The organism is Devosia sp. Z11_6, assembly GCF_058133665.1.
Genome location: NZ_JBYUNQ010000005.1, coordinates 191,317 through 215,567 on the forward strand (window position 1 = coordinate 191,317; position 24,251 = coordinate 215,567).

22 protein-coding genes, 1 tRNA gene and 1 riboswitch are annotated in these 24,251 nt (G+C 63.5%); of the genes, 11 read left to right on the top strand and 12 right to left on the bottom strand.

Translation table 11 applies throughout. The features are described from left to right. Positions 1 to 104: 104 nt before the first annotated feature. Both AC3YMN_RS15565 and mscL read right to left on the bottom strand, forming a co-directional pair. Entirely contained in the window at positions 105 to 740 is a 636-nt protein-coding gene (locus AC3YMN_RS15565) for a response regulator transcription factor (RefSeq protein ID WP_127752056.1), read from the bottom strand. Positions 741 to 967: 227 nt separating this feature from the next. Continuing rightward, positions 968 to 1,411, bottom strand: a complete 444-nt coding sequence (mscL, locus tag AC3YMN_RS15570; protein WP_489890691.1) for a large conductance mechanosensitive channel protein MscL — start codon at positions 1,409 to 1,411, stop codon at positions 968 to 970. A 131-nt stretch (positions 1,412 to 1,542) separates the two neighbouring features. Between mscL and AC3YMN_RS15575 the strand changes: the two genes are divergently transcribed. Then, positions 1,543 to 3,165, top strand: coding sequence for an ATP-binding response regulator (locus AC3YMN_RS15575; RefSeq protein ID WP_489890692.1), 1,623 nt, complete (start codon positions 1,543 to 1,545; stop codon positions 3,163 to 3,165). A gap of 7 nt (positions 3,166 to 3,172) precedes the next feature. Here the strand turns inward: AC3YMN_RS15575 and AC3YMN_RS15580 are convergent, their stop codons facing one another. Beyond that, positions 3,173 to 3,844, bottom strand: coding sequence for a response regulator (locus AC3YMN_RS15580; RefSeq protein ID WP_127752054.1), 672 nt, complete (start codon positions 3,842 to 3,844; stop codon positions 3,173 to 3,175). Between the two features lie 183 nt (positions 3,845 to 4,027). Between AC3YMN_RS15580 and AC3YMN_RS15585 the strand changes: the two genes are divergently transcribed. The 3 genes from AC3YMN_RS15585 to AC3YMN_RS15595 all read left to right on the top strand — a co-directional run bounded on the left by AC3YMN_RS15585 (position 4,028) and on the right by AC3YMN_RS15595 (position 9,444). Next, positions 4,028 to 7,618 (top strand): peptidoglycan-binding protein, encoded by a 3,591-nt coding sequence (locus tag AC3YMN_RS15585; RefSeq protein WP_489890693.1) that lies wholly within the window; start codon positions 4,028 to 4,030, stop codon positions 7,616 to 7,618. Between the two features lie 141 nt (positions 7,619 to 7,759). Beyond that, the gene (locus tag AC3YMN_RS15590) at positions 7,760 to 8,686 is read left to right on the top strand and encodes a sulfite exporter TauE/SafE family protein (RefSeq protein ID WP_127752052.1); all 927 of its coding nucleotides are present in this window, start codon (positions 7,760 to 7,762) and stop codon (positions 8,684 to 8,686) included. After that, a complete protein-coding gene (locus AC3YMN_RS15595) occupies positions 8,683 to 9,444 on the top strand; it encodes a TIGR02186 family protein (protein WP_127752051.1) in 762 nt (253 codons plus the stop codon). The genes AC3YMN_RS15590 and AC3YMN_RS15595 overlap by 4 nt, the downstream gene beginning before the upstream one ends. A 1-nt stretch (position 9,445) precedes the next feature. On the opposite strand, the gene pdeM is transcribed toward AC3YMN_RS15595, so the two are convergent. Both pdeM and AC3YMN_RS15605 read right to left on the bottom strand, forming a co-directional pair. Further along, positions 9,446 to 10,153: a ligase-associated DNA damage response endonuclease PdeM gene (gene pdeM, locus AC3YMN_RS15600; RefSeq protein ID WP_489890694.1), complete on the bottom strand. Its 708-nt coding sequence runs from the start codon at positions 10,151 to 10,153 to the stop codon at positions 9,446 to 9,448. A gap of 44 nt (positions 10,154 to 10,197) precedes the next feature. Then, positions 10,198 to 12,729 (bottom strand): ligase-associated DNA damage response DEXH box helicase, encoded by a 2,532-nt coding sequence (locus AC3YMN_RS15605; protein WP_489890695.1) that lies wholly within the window; start codon positions 12,727 to 12,729, stop codon positions 10,198 to 10,200. A gap of 18 nt (positions 12,730 to 12,747) precedes the next feature. Between AC3YMN_RS15605 and AC3YMN_RS15610 the strand changes: the two genes are divergently transcribed. The 3 genes from AC3YMN_RS15610 (at position 12,748) to AC3YMN_RS15620 (ending at position 15,207) form a co-directional block, all read left to right on the top strand. Then, positions 12,748 to 13,095 carry a DUF6460 domain-containing protein gene (locus tag AC3YMN_RS15610; protein WP_164854675.1) on the top strand — a complete coding sequence of 116 codons (348 nt, stop codon included), beginning with the start codon at positions 12,748 to 12,750 and terminating at the stop codon, positions 13,093 to 13,095. Then, complete coding sequence (locus AC3YMN_RS15615; RefSeq protein WP_127752047.1) at positions 13,092 to 13,760, top strand: nucleoside/nucleotide kinase family protein; 669 nt, start codon at positions 13,092 to 13,094, stop codon at positions 13,758 to 13,760. Before AC3YMN_RS15610 ends, AC3YMN_RS15615 begins: the two co-directional genes overlap by 4 nt. A gap of 91 nt (positions 13,761 to 13,851) precedes the next feature. Beyond that, a complete protein-coding gene (locus tag AC3YMN_RS15620; protein WP_489890696.1) occupies positions 13,852 to 15,207 on the top strand; it encodes an MATE family efflux transporter in 1,356 nt (451 codons plus the stop codon). On the opposite strand, the gene AC3YMN_RS15625 is transcribed toward AC3YMN_RS15620, so the two are convergent. Then, on the bottom strand, positions 15,204 to 16,313 hold the full coding sequence (locus tag AC3YMN_RS15625; RefSeq protein ID WP_489890697.1) for a quinone-dependent dihydroorotate dehydrogenase: 1,110 nt from the start codon (positions 16,311 to 16,313) through the stop codon (positions 15,204 to 15,206). The genes AC3YMN_RS15620 and AC3YMN_RS15625 overlap by 4 nt on opposite strands. Next, entirely contained in the window at positions 16,310 to 16,663 is a 354-nt protein-coding gene (locus tag AC3YMN_RS15630; RefSeq protein ID WP_489890698.1) for a DUF952 domain-containing protein, read from the bottom strand. Before AC3YMN_RS15630 ends, AC3YMN_RS15625 begins: the two co-directional genes overlap by 4 nt. Positions 16,664 to 16,794: 131 nt before the next feature. On the opposite strand from AC3YMN_RS15630, the gene AC3YMN_RS15635 reads away from it, so the two are divergent. Next, the gene (locus AC3YMN_RS15635; protein WP_127752043.1) at positions 16,795 to 17,436 is read left to right on the top strand and encodes a S24 family peptidase; all 642 of its coding nucleotides are present in this window, start codon (positions 16,795 to 16,797) and stop codon (positions 17,434 to 17,436) included. A gap of 81 nt (positions 17,437 to 17,517) precedes the next feature. Here AC3YMN_RS15635 and AC3YMN_RS15640 read toward each other — a convergent pair whose 3' ends face one another. Continuing rightward, complete coding sequence (locus AC3YMN_RS15640; protein ID WP_489890699.1) at positions 17,518 to 19,140, bottom strand: lysine--tRNA ligase; 1,623 nt, start codon at positions 19,138 to 19,140, stop codon at positions 17,518 to 17,520. A 138-nt stretch (positions 19,141 to 19,278) separates the two neighbouring features. On the opposite strand from AC3YMN_RS15640, the gene AC3YMN_RS15645 reads away from it, so the two are divergent. Continuing rightward, positions 19,279 to 19,857: a hypothetical protein gene (locus AC3YMN_RS15645; RefSeq protein ID WP_489890700.1), complete on the top strand. Its 579-nt coding sequence runs from the start codon at positions 19,279 to 19,281 to the stop codon at positions 19,855 to 19,857. Here AC3YMN_RS15645 and AC3YMN_RS15650 read toward each other — a convergent pair. Together AC3YMN_RS15650 and metZ are read right to left on the bottom strand one after the other, a co-directional pair. Next, entirely contained in the window at positions 19,796 to 20,623 is an 828-nt protein-coding gene (locus AC3YMN_RS15650; RefSeq protein ID WP_489890701.1) for a transporter substrate-binding domain-containing protein, read from the bottom strand. The two genes, AC3YMN_RS15645 and AC3YMN_RS15650, sit on opposite strands and share 62 nt — an antisense overlap. Next, the gene (gene metZ, locus AC3YMN_RS15655) at positions 20,624 to 21,829 is read right to left on the bottom strand and encodes an O-succinylhomoserine sulfhydrylase (RefSeq protein ID WP_489890702.1); all 1,206 of its coding nucleotides are present in this window, start codon (positions 21,827 to 21,829) and stop codon (positions 20,624 to 20,626) included. It lies immediately after the preceding gene. 35 nt (positions 21,830 to 21,864) lie between these two features. Beyond that, positions 21,865 to 21,941, bottom strand: a riboswitch (SAM riboswitch). 62 nt (positions 21,942 to 22,003) lie between these two features. Between metZ and AC3YMN_RS15660 the strand changes: the two genes are divergently transcribed. Then, positions 22,004 to 23,113, top strand: a complete 1,110-nt coding sequence (locus AC3YMN_RS15660) for a 2'-deoxycytidine 5'-triphosphate deaminase (protein ID WP_489890703.1) — start codon at positions 22,004 to 22,006, stop codon at positions 23,111 to 23,113. A 40-nt stretch (positions 23,114 to 23,153) separates the two neighbouring features. On the opposite strand, the gene AC3YMN_RS15665 is transcribed toward AC3YMN_RS15660, so the two are convergent. Then, entirely contained in the window at positions 23,154 to 23,684 is a 531-nt protein-coding gene (locus AC3YMN_RS15665) for a YidB family protein (RefSeq protein WP_489890704.1), read from the bottom strand. A 23-nt stretch (positions 23,685 to 23,707) separates the two neighbouring features. Next, a complete protein-coding gene (locus AC3YMN_RS15670; protein WP_172122452.1) occupies positions 23,708 to 23,959 on the bottom strand; it encodes a GlsB/YeaQ/YmgE family stress response membrane protein in 252 nt (83 codons plus the stop codon). A gap of 134 nt (positions 23,960 to 24,093) precedes the next feature. On the opposite strand from AC3YMN_RS15670, the gene AC3YMN_RS15675 reads away from it, so the two are divergent. Continuing rightward, a tRNA-Gly gene (locus tag AC3YMN_RS15675) sits at positions 24,094 to 24,167 on the top strand. The last annotated feature ends 84 nt before the right edge of the window (positions 24,168 to 24,251 follow it).

Here is a 24,251-nt window from a genome sequence, read left to right on the forward strand (position 1 = left end):
ACCATTGCCCGGGGGCTCGGATGTCCCATAAGGCGGACTGTGGTCCGCTCCACGCCGCGGGCGGGAGCGGGATGTCACGCTCCGGCTTAAGCAAAATTGCTCGCTCAGCTCGTGAGCACGATGCGCATGAGGTCGGCCGTGTTGCGGGCGCCCAGCTTTTCCATCACCCGGGCGCGATGCACTTCGATGGTGCGCGGCGAAATTCCAAGCTGGCGGCCGGCTTCCTTGTTGGAGCGGCCATTGGAAATCAGCTGCAGCACTTCGCGCTCGCGCGGCGTCAGCTGGGAAAAGCCGCGCACTTCCACCGGGCGGCCCGACTGCTGGCCGCCGCCAAGATGAGCTTCGTGGCGCATGGCCGCACGCACGGCACTAAGCAGATAATCGCTGTTGATGGGCTTGGTGACCACATCGGAGGCGCCAAGCTTCATTGCCGTGACAATGGCGTCGACCTGGGAGGTTTGGGCAAGCATGAACACCGGCGTGCTGTGGCGTGCCGCCTTGATACGCTGCAGCAAGCCCAAGCCGCTTTGGTCGCCGAGCTCGAAATTGAGCACCACGGCATCGGGACGCCGGCGCTCCATGGCGGCGGCGAAATGGGCGGCGTCCAGCGAGAAAGTTGTTTGAAAACCTTCCAGCCGGAACAGCACGCTCAGTGCTTCGCACACGGCCGGGTCGGCATCAACAATATGGATCAGTCGGTCACGGTTCAAAAAGGAATGGTAATAAGGGTGTTCGCTCATCCTGCCTCGTCCTTGATAGGCTGCGTCGCACGATCGATGCTCGAGGACCTGAGGGCGACTTAATCTTAGCTTGAACTTTGGCCTTGACTGAAGATGCTGCTCGGTCATCACCCGGGTAATTTGAACTAAGTGTAGATGCAGTCCGATAAGGGGAACACGTAGGAGAAACTACCTAGGCCAATATAGGTATACCGACCTAGGTTAGGTCAAGTCAATGGTTTTTATTCCTATTTTACCATCGGCTGGACCGGGCTTTGCCGCAGGGCGTCCCGGATTTCGGTGAGCAGAACTTCTTGCCGCGTCGGCTCGGCCGGGCCGGGGTCGGTAGCCTCCTCCCGCTTGAGGCGGTTGATCACCTTGACCACGAGAAACAGCGCGAAAGCGATGATGAGGAACTTGACTACGGCATTGATGAAGAGGCCGATATTGAGGGTTGCAACTCCAGCGGCGCGGGCAGCTTCAATCGAGGGAACAGGAACGCCGTCGGGATTGGAAAGAACAATAAAAAAATTGGAGAAATCGATGCCGCCGATCAACAATCCGATGATCGGCATAAAGATATCGTCAACTATAGACGAGACAATAGCCCCGAAAGCGGCGCCGATGATCACACCGACGGCGAGATCGATCATATTACCCCGCATAGCGAAGTCGCGAAATTCCTTGAGCATTTGAGTATCCTCTTGGCTGATCGAGCGCATCATTCATCCTCCAAGCAGCCGGGCAAAGCAATGGGCCAAGAGTTGAGCTTGCGAGGCAGACCGCGGAGGTCGATAGTCCAGCCGGTCACCAGGATTTTCAGATGCAATCGAGCCTTTTCACCGCTGAAGCGAGCCTCAGACAGGCGCTGGATTTCGTGCCCCAGGGCATTGCGGTGTTCAACAATGCGTTGCGGCTGGTGTTTTCCAACCAGCGCTACAGCACGCTTTTGATGCTGCCAGAAGAGCTGATGCGACCGGGCACGCCATTGTTCGACCTCGCGATCTGGCAGGGTGATCGGGGGGACTTCGGGCCGGGGGACGCCGCGCGCCTGGCCATCGAGCGCATCAATGCGTTGACGGCAGCACCCACGACGGTGAGCCAGCGCACCGGGATCGGCGGGCAGATGCTGGAGTTCCAGTCGAGCCGGCTGCCCGATGGGGGTCTCGTGATCAGCGTGGCCGATGTGACGGCGCGGGAGGACACCGAAGGTTCGCTCGAGCGCATGAACCAATCGCTGGAAGCGCGCGTGGAGGAGCGCACGGCGGCGCTGACGCGGGTCAATGCCGAGCTCGAAATTGCCCGCGCCAAAGCGGATGCGGCCAATCACGACAAGACGCGGTTCCTGGCCGCTGCGAGCCACGATCTGTTGCAGCCGCTCAATGCGGCGCGGCTTTATACCGCCACGCTGATGGAGCGCGCGAAGCTGACCGGGCTGGCCGATCTCGCCAACTCGATCGAGGCATCGCTGACGGCGGTGGAAGACATCATGGGGGCGCTGCTCGATATTTCACGGATCGATAGCGGCGTGCTGCGGCCAGCGCCCATGCCGGTGAACGGCAATGATCTGCTCAAGCGGCTCGAGGTCGAGTTCGGGCCGATGGCGCGGGAGCGCTCGATTTCGCTGCGTATCCTGCCCACCAAGAGCGCGGTGCTGGTGGATCGCACGCTGGTGGGGCGCATTGTGCAGAACCTCGTTTCCAACGCGATCAAATATACCCCGCCTGGGGGCAAGGTGCTCGTGGGGCTGCGGCGGCGCGGGCAAAGAATGCGGCTCGATGTGGTGGATACCGGGATCGGCTTTGCCCGGGATCAACACCGGCTGGTGTTTGCCGAGTTCTCGCGGCTGGAACGCGGCGCCCGCATGGCGCAGGGGTTGGGGCTGGGATTATCAATCGTGCAGAGGCTGGTGGCGGCCATGGGCTTGACGCTGGAGCTGGATAGCCAGATCGGACGCGGCTCGCGGTTTTCGCTGTTTTTGCCCACCGCAAGGGCAGTGACGCCGGCCAAGGGCAATGACCTGGCGCCGGCGGAACCCGCCTTTGGCGTGCTCAACCTCAAAGTGCTATGCGTCGACAATGAGCGCTCGATCCTTGAGGCAATGGAGGGCCTGCTCACCCATTGGGGCTGCGATGTGCGCTCGGCCTTGTCGCTCAAGCAGATCGACCGGGAGCGGCTGCTGGAAGGCTGGTACCCCGACCTGGTGCTGATGGATTACCATCTGGACCAGACTTCGGGGCTCGATGCCATCGAATGGCTGCGCCACAATCTGGGCGGGCACCTGCCGGCCGCGCTGGTAACCGCCGACCGGAGCTCGGCAGTGCGCACGCTGGCCGAGGAGCGCGGGGTGGCCGTCGTTACCAAGCCGGTCAAGCCCGCGGCCTTGCGGGCGGCGATCACGGGGCTCGCCAGCCAGACCGGCCGGCCCGTCAAACGCACCGGCTGAGCGCTGCTTAGGCCTTTTCTGCGCCGGTGGCGAACAAGGCTTCGAACTGGCCGTCCTCGATCCGCGAAGCGGCGATCACCGCCTGGGTGCGGCTGTCCACGTCCAGCTTTTGCAGGATGGCCGAAACATGGGCCTTCACCGTGGCTTCGGAAATGGAGAGTTCATAGGCGATCTGCTTGTTCATCAGCCCGTCGCTGAGCATCATCAACACGCGCACCTGCTGGGGTGTGAGGGTCGCGAGGCGCCGCATCAGGGCGGAGTTGGCGTCCTCCACTCCAAGGCTTACCCCTTCCGGCACGAACACTTCGCCCGACAAGACGGTTTCGATGGCGCGGCGGATTTCCGTGGGGCCCACCGACTTGTGCAGATAGCCCGCGGCCCCCAGCTCAAAGGCGCGGCGCACGACCACCGCGTCTTCCACGGCGGAAATGATCATCACGGGAATCTCGGGATATTGCGCCCGCAACAGCAGCAGGCCGGAAAAACCGCGAACACCGGGCATGTTGAGGTCAAGAAGCACGAGGTCGCAATCCCGATCGGCATCGAGCGCGGCGCTGAGGCTGGCAAGGTCACCCGCTTCCTCGACGCTGACCGTGGCATCTCCCCCGGACAGCGTCTGCCGCAATGCGGCGCGAAACAGCGGGTGGTCATCAACAATGATGATGCGGCGGCGCGTCATGAATGGTGGTCCTCCTGGAGCTTGCCGACAAGCACTCACCGGCACTTAGCCGCACCAGAGCTCGCCAGCATCGGCAAAATGCAACAATGCTTAACGGGATGTTTACCATGTTTTCGGCAAATGAGGGTCCCTACCTTCGTGTTGCATCGCGAGGGCTCCGACGACACCCATCAGGGGACACCAATGGCCCGCGCCTCTTCCAAATCCGTACCGGCCGAGACAGCATCGCCATCCAAGCCGGGCGAGTGGCAGGCGCTGCGCGGAGAACTGGTGGCCCTGCTCGATCAGGTGGAAGGCCGCTATGTGCAAGCAGAGCAGGCCGATCCCGCCCTCGAAGGATTGGCCGAACGCGTACGGAGCCTGCGTGGCCAGGTGGAAGTACCTCAGCCGGCGATCCGCCGCAGCGAGGCGCTCAAGACCGTCAAGCGGGCCGTAGATCGCTTCACCGATCGTGAGGAAGACCAGGCCGCCGAGGCTACCGATGCGCTGACGCTGGCTATTGCCGAGATTCGCGGCCGGCAGATGTCGGCGCCCGCAGCAGCCCTGCGTCGCCAAGCCAATGACATGCCTGAATTCCGCGAACTGAGCGGGCTGGTGGGCGGTCTATCAAACCGGCTGGCGCGGCTGGAAGGCGAACTCAAAGCGCAGCGCGATGGCCATGGCAATGTGCGCGAAGTTGCCAGCCAGGTCGAACAACTCACCCATGTAGTGGAACTGCTGGCTGGCGCCGTCGGGGAAACCGGGCAGGTCAAGCGGCTCGAAGCCCAGATCGGGAGCCTGGCGCGCCTGATCGGGGAAGCGCCCCAGGTTGATCTTTCCGCCATCAACACCAGGCTCGACGATGTGTCGGCGACGGTGGGCAAGCTTGCCCAGTTGCAGGCCGAGCAGATGGAGCGGGAAATTGTGCGCGAGGATCGACGCGCGCAGCAACCCCGTCCCGCCGGCGTCGAAGCGCTGGCGCCCACGATGGACGCGATCGAAAACAGCGTCCGCAATGTTTATGACCGCATCGACGCGATCGAAAAGAACGTGGCGCTGGGATCGGGCGATTTTGAACGGCTGACCGCCGAAATGGCCGCCTTCACCAAGGCAATCAAGGAGCGGGAAGCCCAGCCCGGCAAGCTCGTCGCCAAGGTTGATGCCCTTGCGGCCCGGATTGGGGCGTTTGATGCGCGCAACGACGATATCGATGGGCTCAAGGATGATATCTCGACGCTGCGCCAGGCGGTGATTGCCGGCATGGAGCCACGGTTCTCGCGCATCGAGAGCCAGCTCGAAGTGCTGACGGACCTTGCTGCGAACCCCGCCCCGGTACCCGACAATTCGCAGGTCGAGAACCAGCTCAAGCTGTTGATGGAGCGCATGGACGAGACCGGCGCCCAGCTCAATAGCCTGGCGAGCCTTTACTCGGCCAAGGAAGCCGATGCGCCCGATCTGGAGGCGCTGGCGAACCTGGTTGCTGAGCGCACCAGCGATGCCGTGACCCGCAAGGCTCCGGCACCTGTGGCCATGTTCGGCCCTGAAAGCCTCAAGAGCATTGAGGACCGTATTGGGGGCCTGATCAAGCGGGCTGGACGCGAACCCGATATCGAAGCCCTCGCCAATCTGGTGGCAGAAAAGACCTCGCAGGCTGTGGCCGGGGTTGCCCCAACGGCCGCCGCGGGCTTGAGCGAGGAGAATCTTTCGGCCCTTGAAGGGCGCATGACGGCCTTGTTCAACACCGCCGGCAAGGACACGGCCGAACGCTTGGCGCGGCTTGAAGCCACGTTGCGGGAGCGGGAAGCGGCCCAGACCGACGCCGCGGCCACTCCGGCGCGGGAAGCCAGCAAGCCCACCAAGGCTGCCGCCGAGATGGCGGGCCTTGAAGCCATGCTGACCGCACTTGCCCAATCCAAGGGCGACTCCATGCCGGCAAACCCGGCCGATGAAGCGCCACTGCTTGATCCGGGCTTCAAGGATTTCGGCCCGATCACCCGGCCAGTCGGCCGCCCGCCCCAGCCTGGCGCCACGGCGGCAATGGCTGATGCACGCCCCAGCTTTGACCCAAGCACGGTGGAGCCGCCACCGCGGCCCCAGTCGAGCTTTGGCAGCGACACGGTGGATCCGTTTGAAGCGCCTCCGGCGCCCCAACCGGCAGCCCCGTCGGTGCAGGCGACCCCCAGCCCGAGCAGCACCAGCACGTTTGTGGCGGCCGCTCGCCGCGCCCAGCGGGCCAAGGTGGAACAGCCCACCGGCATTGCTGCTGGCGGCTCGCTGATTGGCCGGGCACTTGCCCGCGTCCGGCCCGCTGCTACCGATGAGACAGCGCTTGCGCCCGATACCAAAGCTGCACCCGATGAGGTTGCGGTAGCCGAAAAGCCAATCAAGCGCGAAAAGCCCAAGAAGGAGCGCAAGACGCGCCTTGCAGCGGATCCCGCACCAGAGCCCGTGCTTGATCTTGATGCGGTCGGTTCCGAAGCCGAGCCGGCGCGGGAAAGCTTCCTGCTGCGTCATCGCCGCCCCATTCTACTGGCCGCCACGCTTGCAGCCGTATCGATGCTAGCGCTCAACCTGGTGATGCAGCGCATGGAAGAGGCAGCGCCGCCTGCCGCCGCGGCCATGGTGCAAAGCACTCCGGAAGAGCCCGTGGCCGAGCCTGCAGTTCCACCTACGGTCGAGCCTGCGCCCGCAGCGGACGGGATCGACGTTTCCACCGGTCCGCGCGTGATCGACATGATCGACGACACCGCCACGGGCTCCATCAACCCCGCGGCCACGACCAGCTTCAGCAAGTCGAGCGACGCTGCCGCCCTGCCCGAGGCCCTGACCGAAGACGCCGTTGCGGCAGCCATGGCTTACCTGCCGCTTGATCCTGCCGCAGGCGAGCCGGCCGGGCTGGTGACGGGAAGCACTCCCGATACCAGCGCGCCGGTGCAGAGCTTTGGCTTGCCACCCGAGGCGATCGGTCCGATCGAGTTGCGCCAGGCGGCTGCCGATGGCGATGCCAAGGCCCAATTCGAAGTGGCTGCGATCTATACCGAAGGCCAGGCAATTGCCCAGGACTATGCCGAAGCTGCCATCTGGTATGAGCGCTCGGCAGCGCAGGGTTTTGGCCCCGCGCAGTATCGGCTGGGCAATCTTTATGAGGCCGGCAACGGGGTCAACAAGGACCTCGAAGTCGCCAAGCTCTGGTATCAGCGCGGCGCCGAGGCCGGCAATCGCATGGCCATGCACAATCTGGCGGCGCTTTATGCTGGCGGGCAAATGGGCGAGCAGCAGTTCGAGCTAGCTGCCGAATGGTTCGAAAAAGCCGCAATGCTGGGCATGACCGACAGCCAGTTTAACCTCGGCATGCTTTATGCCCGTGGCCTGGGCGTCGAGCAGAATCTCGAGCAGTCGTTCAAGTGGTTCTCGCTGGCGGCGCGCAGTGGCGATGCGGATGCGACCAAAGCGCGCGATGACGTGGCCAAGTCTTTGACGGCCGACGCCGTCCAGACCGTGGGTGACGAGATTGCGGCCTGGCGGGCCCAGCCCATCGATCTGGCGGCGAACTATGCTCCGATCGGGACCTGGCTGGCCAACTTCGAAGCGGGCGAAACCATCACCAAGACCGATGTTGTGGCCAAGGTGCAGCAGGCGCTGTCGAAACTCGGCTTTGATGTGGGCACGCCCGACGGGATGGCCGGCCCCAAGACAGCCGAAGCCATCAAGGCCTTCGAGCGCGGCACGGGCATGAGCGAAAGCGGCGCCATCAATCCGCGGCTGCTCGCGGTGCTGGGTAGCCAGCCGGCCTGACCCGAGCCGTTTGACACGAGCGGGATGGGCACGTAAGCCCATCAAGCATTGCGGGTTCCGGGGGTGCAAAACACTGCCGGGACCCTGCCGCGTTTTTTGGCAGGCCTGCCAGCGGGCGGCCGCCCTGGATGGATTTGGATCTTGCAGGTTTATCTGCCGATCGCCGAACTTTCCATGAACCTCTTCTTTCTCGTGGGGATCGGGGGGGCGGTCGGCTTTCTGTCGGGCATGTTCGGCGTGGGCGGCGGATTTCTCCTCACCCCGCTCCTGATCTTTTCGGGCGTGCCGGCGCCTGTTGCCGTGGCCTCGGTAACCGGCCAGGTGGTGGCCGCGTCCACCTCGGGAGCCCTCAGTCATTATCGACGGGGCGGGATCGATTTGCATCTGGCGATGTATCTCATCTTGTCGAGCGTGCTCGGCGCCTTTGCGGGCGTGGCGATGTTCTCGTTCTTGAGCGCGGCGGGGCAGCTGGACCTCGTGATCTCGCTGGGCTTTCTGGTGCTGCTTGGCTCGATCGGGATCATGATGCTGATCGAATCGAGCCGCGCCATCCTGCGGCGGCGGTCGGGCGTGGTGGTGCGGGAGCGGCAAGCCAACCAACATAATTGGATGCACGGCCTGCCCTGGCGCGTGCGGTTCAAGAAGTCGCGCCTTTATATCAGCGTGCTGCCGGTGCTGGTGATCGGACTGTTTATCGGCTTTGTCGGCTCGCTGCTCGGTATTGGCGGCGGCTTTATCATGGTGCCGGCGTTGGTGTATCTGCTGCGGGTACCGGGCAATGTGGTGATCGGGACGTCCTCGCTGCAGGTGGTGGCGATGATGTCGGTGACCACGGTGCTGCACGCCGTGCAGAGCCAGAGCGTCGATATTCTCCTGGCCTTCTGCCTGATGGTGGGGGGCGTCGTCGGCGCGCAGTTCGGCGCTTCGGCCGGCAAGCAGTTGCGGGGCGAACAGCTGCGCGGACTGCTGGCGCTTTTGGTGCTTGCTGTCGCAATCCGCTTTGGCCTGTCGTTGGTGCTGACCCCGGCCGATCCGTTCAGCATGGCCGTGATTGGGTCACTGCAATGATCCGGCTGGTGCTCTGGCTCGTCGCCGCTTTGCTTCTCGCCATACCGGCGCAGGGCGCGCGCCTGGTGTCCCAGCTCTCCAGCGATACGGTGGATATCACCTCGAGCTTTTCGGGTGAGCGGATGACCTTCTTTGGCACCATCGCGCCCGATGTGGGCTCGAGCCAGTTGACGGTGCCTGGGCCGTTCCATGTGGTGGTGGTGGTGGTCGGGCCGACCCAGAACCGGGTGGCGCGGCAGAAAACGCATAATCTGGGGATCTGGCTCAACACCGACCAGGTCGTGTTTCCCAACTTCCCCAGCTACTTCCATGTGCTTTCGAGCGGGCGGCTGCGTGACATCACCAATCTGACGACGCTGACGGCCGAAAAGATCCTACCCGAAGCCTATACGCTCACGCCCAATGATGCCGGCTGGTGGAAGACAGCGGTGTTCGGGCGCGAATTGGTGCGCCTGATGACCGAGCAGGGCTTGTTTGGGGTGGATGAGAACGCCATCAACTTTCCCACCGAGAACTTTTATTCGGCGCGCCTGACCCTCCCCAGCAATGCGCCGCCCGGCCCTTATCTGGCGCTCACTTATGTGTTCCAGAATGGCGAGGTGATCGCCCGCAAATCCGAGGGCTTTGCCGTGCGCAAGATCGGGTTCGAGCGGTTTCTGGCGATCACCTCCAAGCAATACCCGCTGGCTTACGGGCTGATCTGCGTCGTGCTGGCTCTGTTCACCGGCTGGGCGGGTGGGGTGATCTTCCGGCGCTAGCTTAGCCGCGCACCAAGCGCCTGGGACTGACCGGATACAGCCGGTCCTTGCCCAGCATGGTGACTTCGAGCGCTGGCCAATGGAAGAGGCCGACAAAGGCGGGCGAGAGGATATTGAGCGATCCCGTGGCTGCGCCATAGGCGGGCAGGATCAGCAGCCGGTTGTCGTGCACAAAGCACGGGCGACGCGTGGTCCGGCCGGCCATGTGCAGATGCGCGCCCGGGTGGAGATGGCCCGCGATGAGGCCAGGCCGGTCGCGACGTGGCTCGTGCGTCAGGTGCAGGCCCGCCAGATCGAGATGCGGCAGGCAGCGGCCGCCCAGAGCGTGGGGCGCGGGATCGTGGTTGCCGGAAAGCCAGAGCCATTCGGCCATGTCGGTCATGCCATCGAGCCGAGCACGATCGCCGTCGTTGAGGGTGCGCGAGCCTTCGTCGCGGTGGAAGCTGTCGCCCAGGGCAATAAGGCGGGTCGCGCCCGTGCGGCGCAGGTCCCGTTCCAACTTGGCGAGCGTGACCCCCGTGTCATAGGGCGGCAGCATCTGGCCATGGCGGGCATAGGAGCTGAGTTTTTCCAGATGCAGGTCAGCGACCAAAAGCGTCCTTTGGGCGTGCCAATAAAGGGCGCCTGAAGGGAGCGGCTCAAACAAGTGTCCGGCAAAGCGCAAGACCGGGGTCTCCGTGATCTCGGCTGTAGATAAGACTTGGCTCAAAGCTTGTCCTTGCCCTAGGAGCGCAACTCTCCGGGCCGTCTGTATTAAACTGCTTCGCCGGAGCGCTGTTGTCCTTCGGGGCCACTCATGGCCTCGCGCATCAACTCATCGGCGGCATCTGCCATAGCTGATTCGCGCCCTTCCCCATAAATCGGCTCACGGCCGATATCGAGGAGAATTGGAACGGCGAGCGGGGAAACGCGATGGAGCGGCTTGTGGACGATGTGCTGGCGGATGCGGCGTAGCATCTGACCAAGGCGCTCGATATCGAGCAGGCCGCGGGCGGCATCGCGGCGGGTGGCCTGGATCAGGATGTGGTCTGGCTCGTGCTGGTAAAGCACGTCATAGATGAGATCGGAGGACATGGTGAGCTGCCGCCCGGTTTTCTCCTTGCCGGGATGGCGGCGTTCGATCAACCCGGCAATGATGGCGCAGTTGCGGAAGGTGCGCTTCATCAAAGCGGATTCATCGAGCCAATCCTCGAGGTCTTCGCCCAGCATGTCTTCGGCAAAGAGTTCGTCGAGCGAAAGTCGATCGGTGCGGATCAGCGCGGAGAGATCACCGAGACCCCAGATCGCCAGCGCATATTCGGAGGCGACGAAACCAAGCGGTCGCGCACGGGCGCGTTCCAGCCGGCGCGTCAGCAGCATCCCCAAGGTCTGGTGGGCGAGCCGGCCTTCAAAGGGGTAGCAGACCATGAAGTTCTGGCTGCCGCGCGCGAAGGTTTCAACCAAGAGACTATCCGAGCGGGGCAGCACCGAGACTTCCTCCTGCAGGCGCAGCCAGTCGCTGACCTGATCGGGGAGCTTGGACCATTCATGGGGATCATCGAGCAAGCGGCGCACCCGATCGGCGAGGTAGGTAGAGAGGGGAAAGCGGCCGCCCATATAGGAGGGGATCTTGGGATCGGTGGACTGGGCGCGGCTCACATAGGCCTCGTTGTCCTTCATGCCCTCGAAGGCGACGATTTCACCGCCGAACATGAAGGTGTCTCCGAGGAGCAGGGTGCCAAAAAAGTATTCCTCCATTTCCCCCAGCACGCGGCCGCCATAGCCGATTGGGCCAGTTGTGGCGCCGCGCTTGAAGCCGCGGCCCCGAACTAGGCGCACCTTGACCATGGGCTCTTCAACAATGGTGCCGATATTGAGCCGATATTGCTGGGCGACCTGGGGATGGGCGATGCGCCAGCGCCCGTCGGGCATGAGCTTCAACCGGGCATAGCGCTCATAGGCGCGCAGCGCATAGCCGCCGGTGGCGACAAAGTCGAGAATGCGATCGAACTGAGAGCGCGCCAGATCGCGATAAGGCCAAGCGCGACAAATCTCGGCAAAGAGCTCATCGGGCTGGAAGGGCTCGGCACAGGCCATGCCCAGGATGTGCTGGGCGAGAACATCATAGGCGCCCGAGGTCGGGTCCTCACTATCCTGATGGTTTTCCGAGACAGCTTCCACCGCCGCTTCGCATTCCAGCACTTCAAAGCGGTTGGAGGGGACCAGCAGAGCCTTGGACGGGTCATCGAGCCGGTGATTGGCGCGGCCGATGCGCTGGAGCATGCGCGACGAGCCTTTGGGCGCGCCAACCTGCACGACGAGATCCACATCGCCCCAGTCGATGCCGAGATCAAGCGTCGAGGTGCAGACCACGGCCTTAAGGACACCTGCAGACATAGCCGCTTCCACCTTGCGGCGCTGCTCGACCGAAAGCGAGCCGTGGTGGAGGGCGATGGGCAGCAGGTCCTCGTTCTGCGCCCAAAGACCCTGGAACAAGGCCTCTGCCTGGGAGCGGGTATTGACGAAAAGGAGCGTAGTGCGGTGCTGTTTGATGGTTTCGTAGAGTTCACGATGGGCATAGGCCGCTGAGTGCCCTGCCCAGGGCAGACGTTCTTCGGTCTGAAGGATCGCCAGCTCTGGCGGGGCGCCACCGGCCGCCGTCAGCAGATGCGTAGGCGCTTCTGGGAGTGGCTGGGCGATCCAGTCGCGCAAAAGATCGGGTCGCGCGACCGTGGCGCTGAGCGCAGTGATGCGCATATCGGGCGCCATCCGCGCCAGCCGGGCAATGGCCAGCGACAGCAATTCGCCGCGCTTGGAGGTGACCAGGGCATGGAGCTCATCGAGCACGATACGACGCACCGAGCCAAACAGCAGCTCGGCCTGAGGGTGGCTGAGCAGCAGGGCGATCTGTTCGGGGGTGGTGAGCAGGATTTGGGGCGGATTGGTGCGCTGGCGGGCGCGGCGCGACGCGGGCGTGTCGCCGGTCCGGGTCTCGACCCTGATCGGCAGGCCCATTTCCGCGATCGGGGTTTCAAGATTGCGAGCGACGTCCACCGCGAGGGCCTTGAGCGGGGAAATATAGAGCGTGTGCAAGCCCGGGCGAGGCTCGGCAATCAGGTCGGCAAGCGTGGGGAGAAAACCGGCCAGCGTCTTGCCGGCCCCGGTCGGCGCAATCAGCAGCGCCGAGGCACTGGCATTCCAGCTCTCCAGCACCGCCAGCTGATGGGCGCGCGGCGCCCATCCTTTGCTGGCGAACCAATCGGTGATCACAGGGGGCAGTTGCGGGAGGAGTTCGGTCACAGACACGCCAAGGTCTTGGGCAAGATGCAAACAGCCTATATGGTGACGAGGCGGCACAGAAGCGAGGTTGGCGGCATGATCGAGGATCGCGATGAATTGGTTGATCACCGCTCCTGGCTGGAGCGCTTCATGGGCGGCCGTCCCGGTGGCGTGATCCTGCGGTTGATCCTGTTATCGCTGGTGGCAGGCTTTTTCATGTCGGTATTCGGGGTTGATGCCACCGAGATCTTCCGGGGTGCCGTTGAACTGGTCCGCGAAACGCTGCGCGACAGTGCCGGGGTGGCGCGGACCACGCTCAATTATGTGCTGACGGGCGCAGCACTGGTGATCCCAATCTGGCTGCTGCTGCGCTTGACGGGCAAGCGCCGATGACCGCGACGCTCCATCTCACCCCGGGCGAGGCGCTGGGGCGGTTGGTGCCCCATATTCTCGAGCTGATGAGCCAGAAGCATGCCCGCATCGCGGTGGGGATCACCGGGGGCCCCGGCGTCGGCAAATCGACGCTGGCGGCAGAACTCGTGACCATGATCAACGCAACCCATCCCGGGATTGCGGCCCTTGTGCCCATGGACGGGTTTCACATGCGCCATGCCAAGCTCGAAGCGCTGGGACAGACCGAGCGCAAGGGTGCGCCGCACACTTTTGAGGGGGAAGCCTTTGTGGATTTCCTCCACCAGCTCAAAAGGGCCACGGAGACGATCAGCGGACCCGGTTATTCGCGCAAGATCGAGGATGTGGTGGAGGATGCCTTCGCAATTGGCCCGGAAGTGCGGGTGCTGATTGTCGAGGGTAACTACCTGCTGCTGACGCAGGGGCCATGGGCCGGCGTCAAGTCGCTGCTCGACTATTGCGTCTTCATCAACGTGCCGCGTGAACGGGTGGAACAGCGTTTGCTGCGGCGCCACGCAGCCGAAGGGCTGTTCACCGAGGAGCGCAATCGCGCCCATATAGCGCGCAATGACCTGCCCAATTATGACCTGGTTTGGGAGTCGCGCGACCGCGCCGATGTGATCATCGAACTCGATACCGAAAGCTGAAACTGTGCTGAACAGCCACTGGCAGCGCTGCGAAATGCCGTTATAAGCTGGGGGCTGTTGCCCCTCCCCTGCTTTTCCCCCGAGTTGATCGATGACCACGACCACGCCGCTGCGGCCGCAATATCCATTCGTGGTGCGGCATGGTGATGTGTGGAAAATCGCCCTGCCCGCGAGCCTGGCCTTTATCACCGAGCCCATTGTGGGGCTGGTTGATATAACGGTAATCGGGCGGCTGGGCGATGCGAGCCTGCTGGGCGGGCTGGTTCTGGCCGCACTGCTGTTCGATGTGCTGTTTTCCTTGGCTTATTTCCTGCGCATCGGCACGGCCGGGTTGACCGCCCAGGCGGTTGGCGCGCGTGAGGCCAATGGTGGGCTGGTGCATGCCAGCCGGGCCATCATGCTCGCGGTGCTGATCGGCATCGCGATGATCGCCTTCGCCGGACCAATCTTGTGGCTGAGCAATCGCTTGCTTGCCCCCGAAGCGGGAGTATCCGCTGCAATGGGCGAGTATTTTGCCGTTCGCATCTGGGCGGCGCCCTTTGCGCTGTTGAACTATGCGCTGCTGGGGTGGTTTTACGGCCGGGCGCAGGCCACCACCGGCATGATGCTGCAAATGCTGCTCCATGGCATCGATATCGTACTCAGCATCTGGTTCGTGCATGGCTTGGGCTGGGGCGTGCCGGGCGCGGCCTGGGCCACGGTGATCGGCCAAGCGGTCGCGGCCCTGCTTGGACTGGGGCTGCTGGTACGCCATTTCGGCGGCTTGGGCCGGATCGCTCACCTTGTGCCACTGGCCGAGCTGCTCGATCCGAAGGGTCTCAAGCGCATGTTCGGCCTGAGCCGGGATCTGATGATCCGGTCCATGGCGCTGATGGGCGCCTATGCGTGGTTTGCCGCGCAGGGCACGCGCATGGGCGAGGTGGCGCTATCGGGCAATGCCTTGTTGCTGAATCTCCTCATGGTGGCCGGGTATTTTCTGGATGGCATCGCGCAGGCGGCCGAGCAATTGAGCGGCAAAGCACTGGGCGCCAATTGGCGGCCGGCCTTTGATCAGGCTTATCGGCTCAGCTTTGCCTGGGGTTTCATGCTCGCGGCAGGGCTGGGCCTGGCCTGGTTCGCCGGCGGGCCCTGGATCATTGGCCTCATGACGACCAATGCGGAAGTGCAGCAGCATGCCCTGCTCTACCTGCCCGTGGCGGCGCTCTGCGCCGTCACCTTCATGCCGGCCGTGGTGTTTGACGGCATTCTGGTGGGCACGACGCTCAATGTGCTGATGCGCAATGGCATGGTAGCGTCGCTGGTGGTGTTTTTGGCCGCAGTCGCCGTGCTGCAGCCCTTGTGGGGCAATTTGGGATTGTGGGCCGCGCTCCATTGCTGGTTTTTGGCGCGCGGAGCGATTTACTGGTGGGCGCTGGAGCGCCGCAAGACCGGCTTGTTCGCCGCCTAGGGGGTGGTGGCGTCGCTAGCCCAGTGCTCGACACGGGTGCCGACGAGCTCCCTGATATTGGTTTTGCCCTGGGCCCGCACGGCAGCGAGGAGGCCCTGCTTGATCTGATTGAGCAGATCAAGGCCGCCGAACACCAGGGCGGAATAAAGCTGGATAGCGTTCGCGCCCGCTTCGAACTTGGCCAGCGCGGTTTGCGGCGAATGGATGCCGCCCACCCCGATGATCGGCAGATCACCCACGCGCTGGCGCGTGCGCGCAAGGCATTGCGTGGCGCGGTTGAAGAGGGGCTTGCCCGAAAGCCCGCCGGCTTCGGTGGCATTGGGCTGGCCCTGCACGGGGTCACGGCTCAGGGTTGTGTTGGAGACGATCAGGCCATCGAGATCGGTGGCCAGCACTACCTTGGCAATGGCATCTAGCGCGGCTTCGTCAAGGTCCGGCGCGATCTTGAGGAACACTGGCACCCGGGTGCAGCTCTTGGCGCGGGCCTGCAGCACTTCACCCAGGAGACGACGCAGGGCCTCATCGCTTTGCAGATCACGCAGGCCGGGCGTGTTGGGCGAGGAGATATTGACGGTCAGGTAATCGGCGAGATCGGCAAAGCGCTGCACACCCAAGACGTAATCGGCGACGAAATCGGGGCTGTCCTTGTTGGCGCCGATATTGATGCCAAGGGCGGCAGGAACGCGGGCGTCCTTGAGGCGGGCAAAAACCGCTTGGTGGCCTTCATTGTTGAAGCCCATGCGGTTGATAACGCCCTCGCCCTCGGGCAGGCGGAACAGACGTGGCTTGGGATTGCCCGCTTGCGGACGCGGGGTGACGGTGCCGATCTCGACCATGCCAAAGCCCATCAGGGCCAGGGGACGTGCCACTTCGGCATTCTTGTCAAAGCCGGCCGCCATGCCCACGGGATTGCTTAACTCAAGCCCGCACAAAGTGGTGCGTAGCTCGGGCGGATCAGCCTGGGCCTGTTCGGGGCCAAGACCCAGCCGCAGCGCCTTGATCGTGGCGAGGTGGGCGGTTTCCGCATCGAGCTTGAGCAAGGCGTCGCGCGTCAGCTCCTGAACCGGCGCGAGACGCAGCAATGGTGAAAGAGCCGAGAAGATCATTGCACGGCCTCGGGCAAGGTGCAGGTGCCGTCAGCCGCAACAGCAAGCGGCGCCTCCCAGACGATGGCCGTTGTCGGCAGATCAGCATAAAGATGGGGGAAGAGCTGCCCCCCGCGCGAAGGCTCCCAGACGAGCAGTTGCGCCAGATCGGCTGTGCGCACCGCTAGCAGCACCAGGTCAGACTGCCCGGCGAAGTGGAGGCGCAGGGTTTCGGGCAGTTGCGCGGCGGTGGAAAAATGCATGTAGCCATCGGCAGCGTCGATCGGCATGCCGGGAAATGCAGGCGCGGCACGATAAGGCGCGAACGCGGCCTCGGTGGCGATCTTGTAGATGAGAGCGGGCGTGGTCATGGCGCGACCCTAATCACCACTTTGCGGATGGGGCAAGCGTGGCGCTTTACAGGGGGCGGGAAGATGTGTAGAAAAATAGGACTAATTGCCTAGGCGAGACAAGTTTCCTTGCTGCTGTGAGTTGCCCGCCCATGTTGTCACATCGAGCCGTTTGGGATGGAATTGACGCCCTAGCGCGGCGGCAACGGCTGTCGGTTTCGGCGCTGGCCAAGCTTGCGGGTCTCGATGCCACGGCGTTCAACGTATCCAAGCGCGTGAGCAAGGACGGGCGGGAGCGCTGGCCCTCGACGGAAAGCCTGGCCAAGATCCTCGAAGCGACGGGCGAGGGTTTCGATACATTTCTCGCCGGCACCGGGGCTTTTATGCAGATGCCCGAGCGCGGGTCGGCGCCCACCGTGCCCCTGCTGGGTTTGGCGCAGGCGGGTTCGGGCGGCTTTTTCGACAGCGCCGGTTTTCCGGCCGGGCAAGGCTGGGAGGAGATCGCCCTCCCTACCCCCGGAGAAGCGGGGATCTATGCGCTTGAGGTGCAGGGCGACTCCATGGAGCCGCTGTATCGCGAAGGCGACCGGATCGTGGTGTCACCCACCGAGCAGGTCCGGCGGGGCGACCGGGTCGTGGTCAAGACGCGCGATGGCGAAGTAATGGCCAAGATCCTCGCGCGGCAAACGGCCAAGCAGATCGAGCTGCATTCGGTCAATCCCGCTTATGAGCCGCGCTTGATCAACACCGCCGATATTGAATGGATCGCGCGGATCATTTGGGCCAGCCAATAAGGCAGCCCCGATGCTGATGGCCCCCTGGCCCAGGGCCGGGGTGACAGCGGGATGTGAAGGACGAATATCGCCCCGCGCAGGTCAGACGGCGGTTGAGTTCAGCAGCTTGCCTTCGAGGGCGTCCTCGATGAGCCTGCGCGTTTCCCCCACGCCGTAAAGGGCGATGAAGGAGCCGAAGCGCGGGCCCTGATCCTCGCCGAGCAGCACCTGGTAGATGGCCTTGAACCAGTCGCGCAGCGGCTCGAACTTGTGGGCCTTGCCGATTTCGTAGACCAGGTTCTGCAGCGCCTCGGCATCGGTCGAGCCGGCATAGGCCTCGAGCTGGGTGCGCAGGTCCTCAAGCGCGGCGCGCTCGTGATCGGTAGGCGCGCGGTAGGTCTTGAACGGCTTAACGCGGTCGTTGAAGTAGCGCACCGCATAGCCGGCGAGCTTGTCGAGCTCGGGATGGGTCACGGGGCTCGCGCCGGGGATGTAGCGCGAGATAAAGCCCCACATCACCTTGGTGTCCTGGGCATTGGCGGTCGCGACCAAGTTGAGCAGCAGCGCAAAGCTGAGCGGTACGTCGGGGTTCGGCACGTCGCCGTAGTGGACGTGGAAGGCCGGGTTCTCGAGCCGGGCAGCCGCGTCCTGTTCCTGATAGGCGGCGACATGGGAGTAATAGTCGTCGACCTGGCGCGGAATGACGTCGAAGTGCAGGCGCTTGGCGACACGGGGCTTGAGGAACATGTAGAGCCCCAGACTCTCGGTCGAGGCATAGGTCAGCCATTCATCGATGGTGAGCCCGTTGCCCTTGGACTTGGAGATCTTCTGGCCCTCGGAATCGAGAAAGAGCTCGTAGACATAGTGCTCGGGTGGGGTGCCGCCGAGAATGGCGCAGATCTTGTCGTAGATGTGCTGGTTGGTTTGATGATCCTTGCCGAACATCTCGAAATCGACGCCCAAGGCAGCCCAGCGCATGCCGAAATCGGGCTTCCACTGCAGCTTTACGTGGCCGCCGGTGACCGGAACCGTGGTGTCGCGTCCATCTTCGTCGGTGAAGGTGACAGTTCCGTCCTTGGCATTGACCTCCTTCATCGGCACGTAGAGCACGCGGCCGGAGATGGGCGAGATCGGCAAAAAGGGCGAGTAGGTTGCCTGCCGCTCGGCACCTAGGGTCGGCAGCATCACCGCCATGATGTCATCGTAGCGTTCGGCGGCGAGACGCAGCACCGTGTCGAAGCGGCCGGACTTGTAGTAGTCGGTAGCGCTGGCGAACTCGTAGTCGAAGCCGAACGTGTCGAGGAAACGCCGGAGCATGGCGTTGTTGTGGTCGCCGAAGCTGTTGTGCTCGTTGGTCCACGGGTCCGGCACGGAGGTCAGCGGCTTTTGCAGATGCGGCTCCATCGCCTCCTTGGAGGGGACAGTTTCCGGGATCTTGCGCATGCCGTCCATGTCATCGGAGAAGCAGAGGAGCCGCGTGGGCACCTGGTCGCGGGTGAGCAGGCGAAAGGCCGTGCGCACCATGGTGGTACGGGCCACTTCGCCGAACGTGCCGATATGGGGCAGGCCCGAGGGACCATAGCCGGTTTCGAACAGGGCTTCTTTCTTCCCGGTTTTTTCGAGCCGCGCGACGAGCTTGCGGGCTTCCTCAAACGGCCAGGCGCGGGCGGTTTGGGCAGCGTCGAAAAACGCAGGATCGAGTTCGGGCAGCGGAGCGGGCGACAATGCAACAGGCCTTTCGGAGGAGGTTTGAGCGTGTGTTGCATCCCCTGCCCCTTGCGTCAATTGTGCTGGCGCTTGCCGCCCGCCCGCCAACTGCCTAGGGTCGCCCGCGCAGAGACAAGGAAAAAGGCCGTTTCGTTAATGATTTCTGAAGACGCAGCAACGCGGCCCGATGCTCTTGCGGGCTTTGCCGAGCGGTTTCCCGGCATTCAGCTGCGCTTGCATTATGAGCGGATTGTGCCGGGAACAGCGACAGTCGAGGTGCAGGAGATCACCGACCGGGCGGCTCTTGGCGACGTGTTCACCGCCTACCGCGCCACGCAGCGGCAGGTGGAGGTGTCGATGAAGAACCCGTTCGCGCTGCCGATGCGCATCGGCAATATTGCGGCGCGGCTGGGTGAGTTCCCGGTGGCCAACCGGCAAGCCTTTATCGCTTATCGCGATCGCTTTGCCCAAGAGGCGGGTCCGATCACCGTTGACGCACCGGCTTATGATCTGGGTGCGGGGCGTTTGCTGCTGCTGGACGGCAATCATCGCGCGACGGCCCTGTTCATGGGCGAGGTGCCGTTCGTGTTGCGCCTGCATGTGCTGAGCGCGCCGGTTAGCCGGCGCGTGCTCATCGACCTCAAATACTGGGATGGCGGCTGGCGCCGCTTCTTCAATAAAACCCGACCGGGAACCAGCGCAGATAAAGCTCGTCGAGCGCACCGCTTTCCTTGAGCTCCACCAGCGCCCAATCGATGGCGTGGCGGATGGCATCATTGCCGGCCGGCACGGCAATAGCCAAGCCTTCCCCGAAGAGGGCCTGCCGGAAATAGGCCGGGCCGGCAAAGCCGCAACAGCTGAGATTTTCGTTGAGCCAGAAGGATGCGCGCATGCCGTCGCCGAAATAGGCGTCGACGGTGCCCTCGGCTACCGCGGCAAGGGCAGCCGCTTCGCTGTCAAAGCCCTGGATGGTGGCGCCCGGCAGGTAGCGGGTCATGAAGGTTTCGTGGGCGCTGCCGCGGCGCACCGCCACCGTCTTGCCCGCAAGCTGGGCCGGATCGAACTGCTCGATATCGGCGGCTCGGGTCACAAAGCGCCCTGGCAGGGCCAAGTAAGTGGTGGAATAATCAAAACGCTGGCCGTTCTCGGGCGAAAGCGCGAGGCCTGCGATCAAGGCGTCGCCCTGATTGTCGGCCAAGGCATTGGCAGCCTGATCCCAGGGCCAAGCCTGGATGGTGCAGGCGGTATCGACCTGGGTGCAGATGCGCCGAGCCAGATCGATGTTGAAGCCGATCAGTTCGCCGCTGGCGTCACGGAAGTTGAACGGCGGGAAGTCCGCCGTGGTGAGAAAGCGGATTGCCGGCACCTGCGCGAGGCTAGGCGCGATTTCCCGTGCGCTGGGATCGGCGTGATAAGGCAAGGGCTGCGCCTGTGCCAACGCTACGCCACCCAGCGCACTCGCCAACAGGACGATCAGGCGCAGAAACGCGGGGGCGCGCATCTAGACCTGATCCAGTCCGTAAAGCAGATCGGCCAGCAGATCCTCAGTTGCTTCTAGCCCCACGGAAAGACGCAGCAGGCCGGGGGTGATCCCCGATTCAAGCTTGACCTCTTCGGACAAGCGCTGGTGAGTGGTGGTGCGCGGATGGGTAATGATCGACTTGGCGTCACCCAGATTGTTGGAAATCAGGATCACCGCCAATGCATCGGCCATGCGGAATGCCGCTTCCTGGCCGCCCTCGACTTCGAAGGCGACAAGGGTGGAGCCAGCGCGCATCTGACGCATGCCGAGTTCGTATTGGGGATGATCGGGATGGTGCGGATAAAGCACCCGGCTGATCTTGGGGTGATCGCTCAGCGCATTGGCAATGGCCGCAGCCGAGGCATTGGACTGGCGCACCCGGATCGGCAGGGTTTCCAGTCCTTTAAGCAGCGTCCAGGCGTTGAACGGGCTCATGGATGGGCCGGTCTGGCGGATAAAAGTATGGATATCGCCCCCGATCCGCTCTTGGCTGCCCAGAATGGCGCCACCCATAACGCGGCCCTGGCCATCGATATGCTTGGTGGCGGAATAAACGACGAGGTCGGCACCCAGGGCCAGGGGCGACTGGTTGATGGGGGTGGCAAAGACATTGTCGACGATCAGCACGGCGCCATGGGCGTGCGCAATATCGGCAACGGCGGCAATGTCGACCAGCTCGAGCGTGGGGTTGGTGGGCGTTTCGAGAAACACCGCTTTGGTATTGGGCTGCATGGCGGCGGCAAAATTGTTGGGGTCGCGGCCATCAACCAAGGTGGAGCTGACGCCCCAGCGCGGCAAATAGTCTTCCACGACATAGCGGCAGGAGCCGAACAGGGCGCGCGCCGATACGACGTGATCGCCCGCGCGCAGCTGGCTCATTAGCGCCAAGGTCACGGCAGCCATGCCCGTTGCCGTGCCGCGCGCCGCCTCGGCCCCTTCCAGCAGCGCGATACGGTTCTGGAACATTTCGACGGTGGGATTGGAAAAGCGCGAATAGATATAGCCGGGATCGTCACCCTTGAAGCGCGCTTCGGCTGCGCCCGAACTGGGATAAACATAGCCCGAGTTCAAATACAGGGCCTCGGAGGTTTCGCCCGCCGGCGAGCGTTCAGTGCCACCATGGACCAGCTGCGTTTCGGGGGCCCTACGCGCAGGATCGAATAGCGGATTTTCGGTCTTGGACATGGTGATCTCAACAAAAAACCGGCGCGCAGGAAAGCGGCCGGTGTGAAACGGTCCTTTAGCGACTTATTTTAAGTGGCTGCAATCGGCCGGCCAAATCACCACTTCGCGCATCTAAAGGCAATTGCTCGCCGCCGTCAATTGTTGCTAGGGGTTGCGGCGAACTTGGAGAAGCGCATGGACAAGCAGGGCGACTGGCCATCGGGGGTGTTTCCAGCCCGGCTGATCGAGGCCTTGCATGCGCAAGGCGCCATCAGGACCGAGCGGGCCTTCGATGCCGACCAGGTGCAGCCGGCAAGCCTTGATCTGCGGTTGGGAGCGGTGGCTTATCGGGTGCGCTCAAGCTTTTTGCCGGGCCCGGATCATTCGGTGGCCGAGCGGATCGATGCGCTCAAGCTGCATGAGATCGACCTTTCGGGCGGGGCGGTGCTGGAGCGCGGCTGCGTTTATCTCGTGCCGCTGCAGGAAAGCCTGGCCTTGCCGCCAAGCGTAAGCGCTTCAACCAACCCCAAGAGCTCGACCGGTCGGCTCGATGTGTTCACGCGCGTGATCGGGGACCGGGCGCGCGGCTTTGACCAGATGCCGGCGGGCTATCAAGGCCCGCTCTATCTCGAAGTGAGCCCGCGCACCTTCCCCATTCTGGTGCGCAGCGGCTCGCGGTTGTCGCAGATGCGCTTTCGGGTGGGTGACTCGCGGCTGTCCCAGGCCGAGCATGTGCAACTGCACGGCCTTGAAAAGTTGGTGTTTGGCGGCGATCATCCGGTGGGTGACGGGGTGGCGTTGTCCATCGACCTCAAGGGCGAGGGGCGCAACGGGTTGGTTGGCTTCCGGTCCAAACGGCATACGGCAGTGGTGGATGTGGATCGCAAGGGCGCGCTCGACGTGCTCGATTTTTGGGACCCGCTCTACAATCGCGGCAGCGATGAGCTGATCCTTGATCCCGACGAATTCTATATCCTGGTCAGCGACGAAGCCGTGCATGTGCCCCCCACCCATGCAGCCGAAATGGTGCCGTTTGATCCGCTGGTGGGGGAATTCCGTGTGCACTATGCGGGATTCTTCGACCCCGGCTTTGGCCATTCGCCCGCAGGTGGAACCGGCAGCCGCGCCGTACTTGAAGTGCGCAGCCGGGAAGTGCCATTTCTCTTGGGCCATCGGCAGACCATTGGCCGGCTGGTTTATGAACGCCTGGCGGAGCGCCCAGAGCGCCTGTACGGCTCCGAGCTCAACTCGAACTACCAGGCGCAGACGCTCAAGCTGTCGAAACACTTCAAGCCCTATCCGTAACCGGAAAGGGCTTGAAGTGCAGACCTGTGGCTAAGTTGCCTCAGGTGATCAGGCGCGCAGCCTCTTCCTCGGTGGGAATGTGGCCGTCAGGCGTGAAGTGGTTGACGGCTTCAGGCAAGGTCTGGCTCAGGCGCTGCAGCAATTCGGTGCGGGAAAGCCCGGTTTGCTGGGTGAGCGAGGTGATTGTGTCCTCGCCCAGCGTTTCTTCCAGATCGCTGGTGTCGAGCGGCTCGTTGTTGCCGGGTCCAACCCAGCTTTGAGCCTTGTTGCCCCGTCCCGACTGGTTGAAGCTATCCATCAGATCGCCGAGACCGCCGCTCAGCATGCCACCCAGACCGCCTGCTGCGGCGCCCCCGCCCAGCAGGCCACCGAGCATGCCGCCCAAATTGCCCAGGCCGCCGCCTTGGGCGCCGGTTTGGCCGGTTTCGCCAAGACCACCCTGACCGCCCTGCCCCCCTAGCCCTCCCTGCCGACCGGCGTTGCCGAGAAGTTCGCCGAGTTTATCGCGGTTTTGATAGCCGGCTACCGCCAGCAAGCCCAACAGGGCCATCATGGAAGGGCCACGTTTCATTTTGCTTCTCCTTCAGGTGCCGCTTAGCGGCGACGGGCGATAAAGCCCCAGATTGCCAGCACGATCACTGCGCCGACGATTGCGCCTATAAAGCCTGCACCTTCATCGGCGCTGTACCAGCCGAGCGCCTGACCAAGGAAGGTCGCGACAAAGGCACCAACAATGCCGAGGATAGTGGTGAGGATAAAGCCCGAAGGCTCATTGTTGCCCGGCATGATAAACTTGGCGATGATGCCGGCGACGAAACCGATGATGATGGTCCAGATAATACCCATGACGCTGTGCTCCAAAGAGATGGTGCTCAAGCAACGCCGCCACTGCCGCGCGGTTCCCCCGCCGGGAGGTTTGACGGTTAAGGCGGGCGGAATCGCTTGACGGCTCGGGAGGTTTCGCGCATCTAGAAACCCGTGCGGGTGTAGCTCAATGGTAGAGCAGAAGCTTCCCAAGCTTACGACGAGGGTTCGATTCCCTTCACCCGCTCCAGCGACCCATCCATCAAAATCCAAAAACGTACACCAACCCCACAGTTTTAGGGGGATTCTCCCTCGCGCGCGTGTGGGGCTGTGC

What these genes read in the sequence shown, in the direction of transcription:
- AC3YMN_RS15565 (WP_127752056.1), bottom strand. Translation starts at nt 740, where the DNA reads ATGAGCGAACACCCTTATTACCATTCCTTTTTGAACCGTGACCGACTG.
- mscL (WP_489890691.1), bottom strand. Translation starts at nt 1,411, where the DNA reads ATGCTCAAGGAATTTCGCGACTTCGCTATGCGGGGTAATATGATCGAT.
- AC3YMN_RS15575 (WP_489890692.1), top strand. Translation starts at nt 1,543, where the DNA reads ATGCAATCGAGCCTTTTCACCGCTGAAGCGAGCCTCAGACAGGCGCTG.
- AC3YMN_RS15580 (WP_127752054.1), bottom strand. Translation starts at nt 3,844, where the DNA reads ATGACGCGCCGCCGCATCATCATTGTTGATGACCACCCGCTGTTTCGC.
- AC3YMN_RS15585 (WP_489890693.1), top strand. Translation starts at nt 4,028, where the DNA reads ATGGCCCGCGCCTCTTCCAAATCCGTACCGGCCGAGACAGCATCGCCA.
- AC3YMN_RS15595 (WP_127752051.1), top strand. Translation starts at nt 8,683, where the DNA reads ATGATCCGGCTGGTGCTCTGGCTCGTCGCCGCTTTGCTTCTCGCCATA.
- AC3YMN_RS15610 (WP_164854675.1), top strand. Translation starts at nt 12,748, where the DNA reads ATGCAAACAGCCTATATGGTGACGAGGCGGCACAGAAGCGAGGTTGGC.
- AC3YMN_RS15615 (WP_127752047.1), top strand. Translation starts at nt 13,092, where the DNA reads ATGACCGCGACGCTCCATCTCACCCCGGGCGAGGCGCTGGGGCGGTTG.
- AC3YMN_RS15620 (WP_489890696.1), top strand. Translation starts at nt 13,852, where the DNA reads ATGACCACGACCACGCCGCTGCGGCCGCAATATCCATTCGTGGTGCGG.
- AC3YMN_RS15625 (WP_489890697.1), bottom strand. Translation starts at nt 16,313, where the DNA reads ATGATCTTCTCGGCTCTTTCACCATTGCTGCGTCTCGCGCCGGTTCAG.
- AC3YMN_RS15630 (WP_489890698.1), bottom strand. Translation starts at nt 16,663, where the DNA reads ATGACCACGCCCGCTCTCATCTACAAGATCGCCACCGAGGCCGCGTTC.
- AC3YMN_RS15635 (WP_127752043.1), top strand. Translation starts at nt 16,795, where the DNA reads ATGTTGTCACATCGAGCCGTTTGGGATGGAATTGACGCCCTAGCGCGG.
- AC3YMN_RS15645 (WP_489890700.1), top strand. Translation starts at nt 19,279, where the DNA reads ATGATTTCTGAAGACGCAGCAACGCGGCCCGATGCTCTTGCGGGCTTT.
- AC3YMN_RS15650 (WP_489890701.1), bottom strand. Translation starts at nt 20,623, where the DNA reads ATGCGCGCCCCCGCGTTTCTGCGCCTGATCGTCCTGTTGGCGAGTGCG.
- metZ (WP_489890702.1), bottom strand. Translation starts at nt 21,829, where the DNA reads ATGTCCAAGACCGAAAATCCGCTATTCGATCCTGCGCGTAGGGCCCCC.
- AC3YMN_RS15660 (WP_489890703.1), top strand. Translation starts at nt 22,004, where the DNA reads ATGGACAAGCAGGGCGACTGGCCATCGGGGGTGTTTCCAGCCCGGCTG.
- AC3YMN_RS15665 (WP_489890704.1), bottom strand. Translation starts at nt 23,684, where the DNA reads ATGAAACGTGGCCCTTCCATGATGGCCCTGTTGGGCTTGCTGGCGGTA.
- AC3YMN_RS15670 (WP_172122452.1), bottom strand. Translation starts at nt 23,959, where the DNA reads ATGGGTATTATCTGGACCATCATCATCGGTTTCGTCGCCGGCATCATC.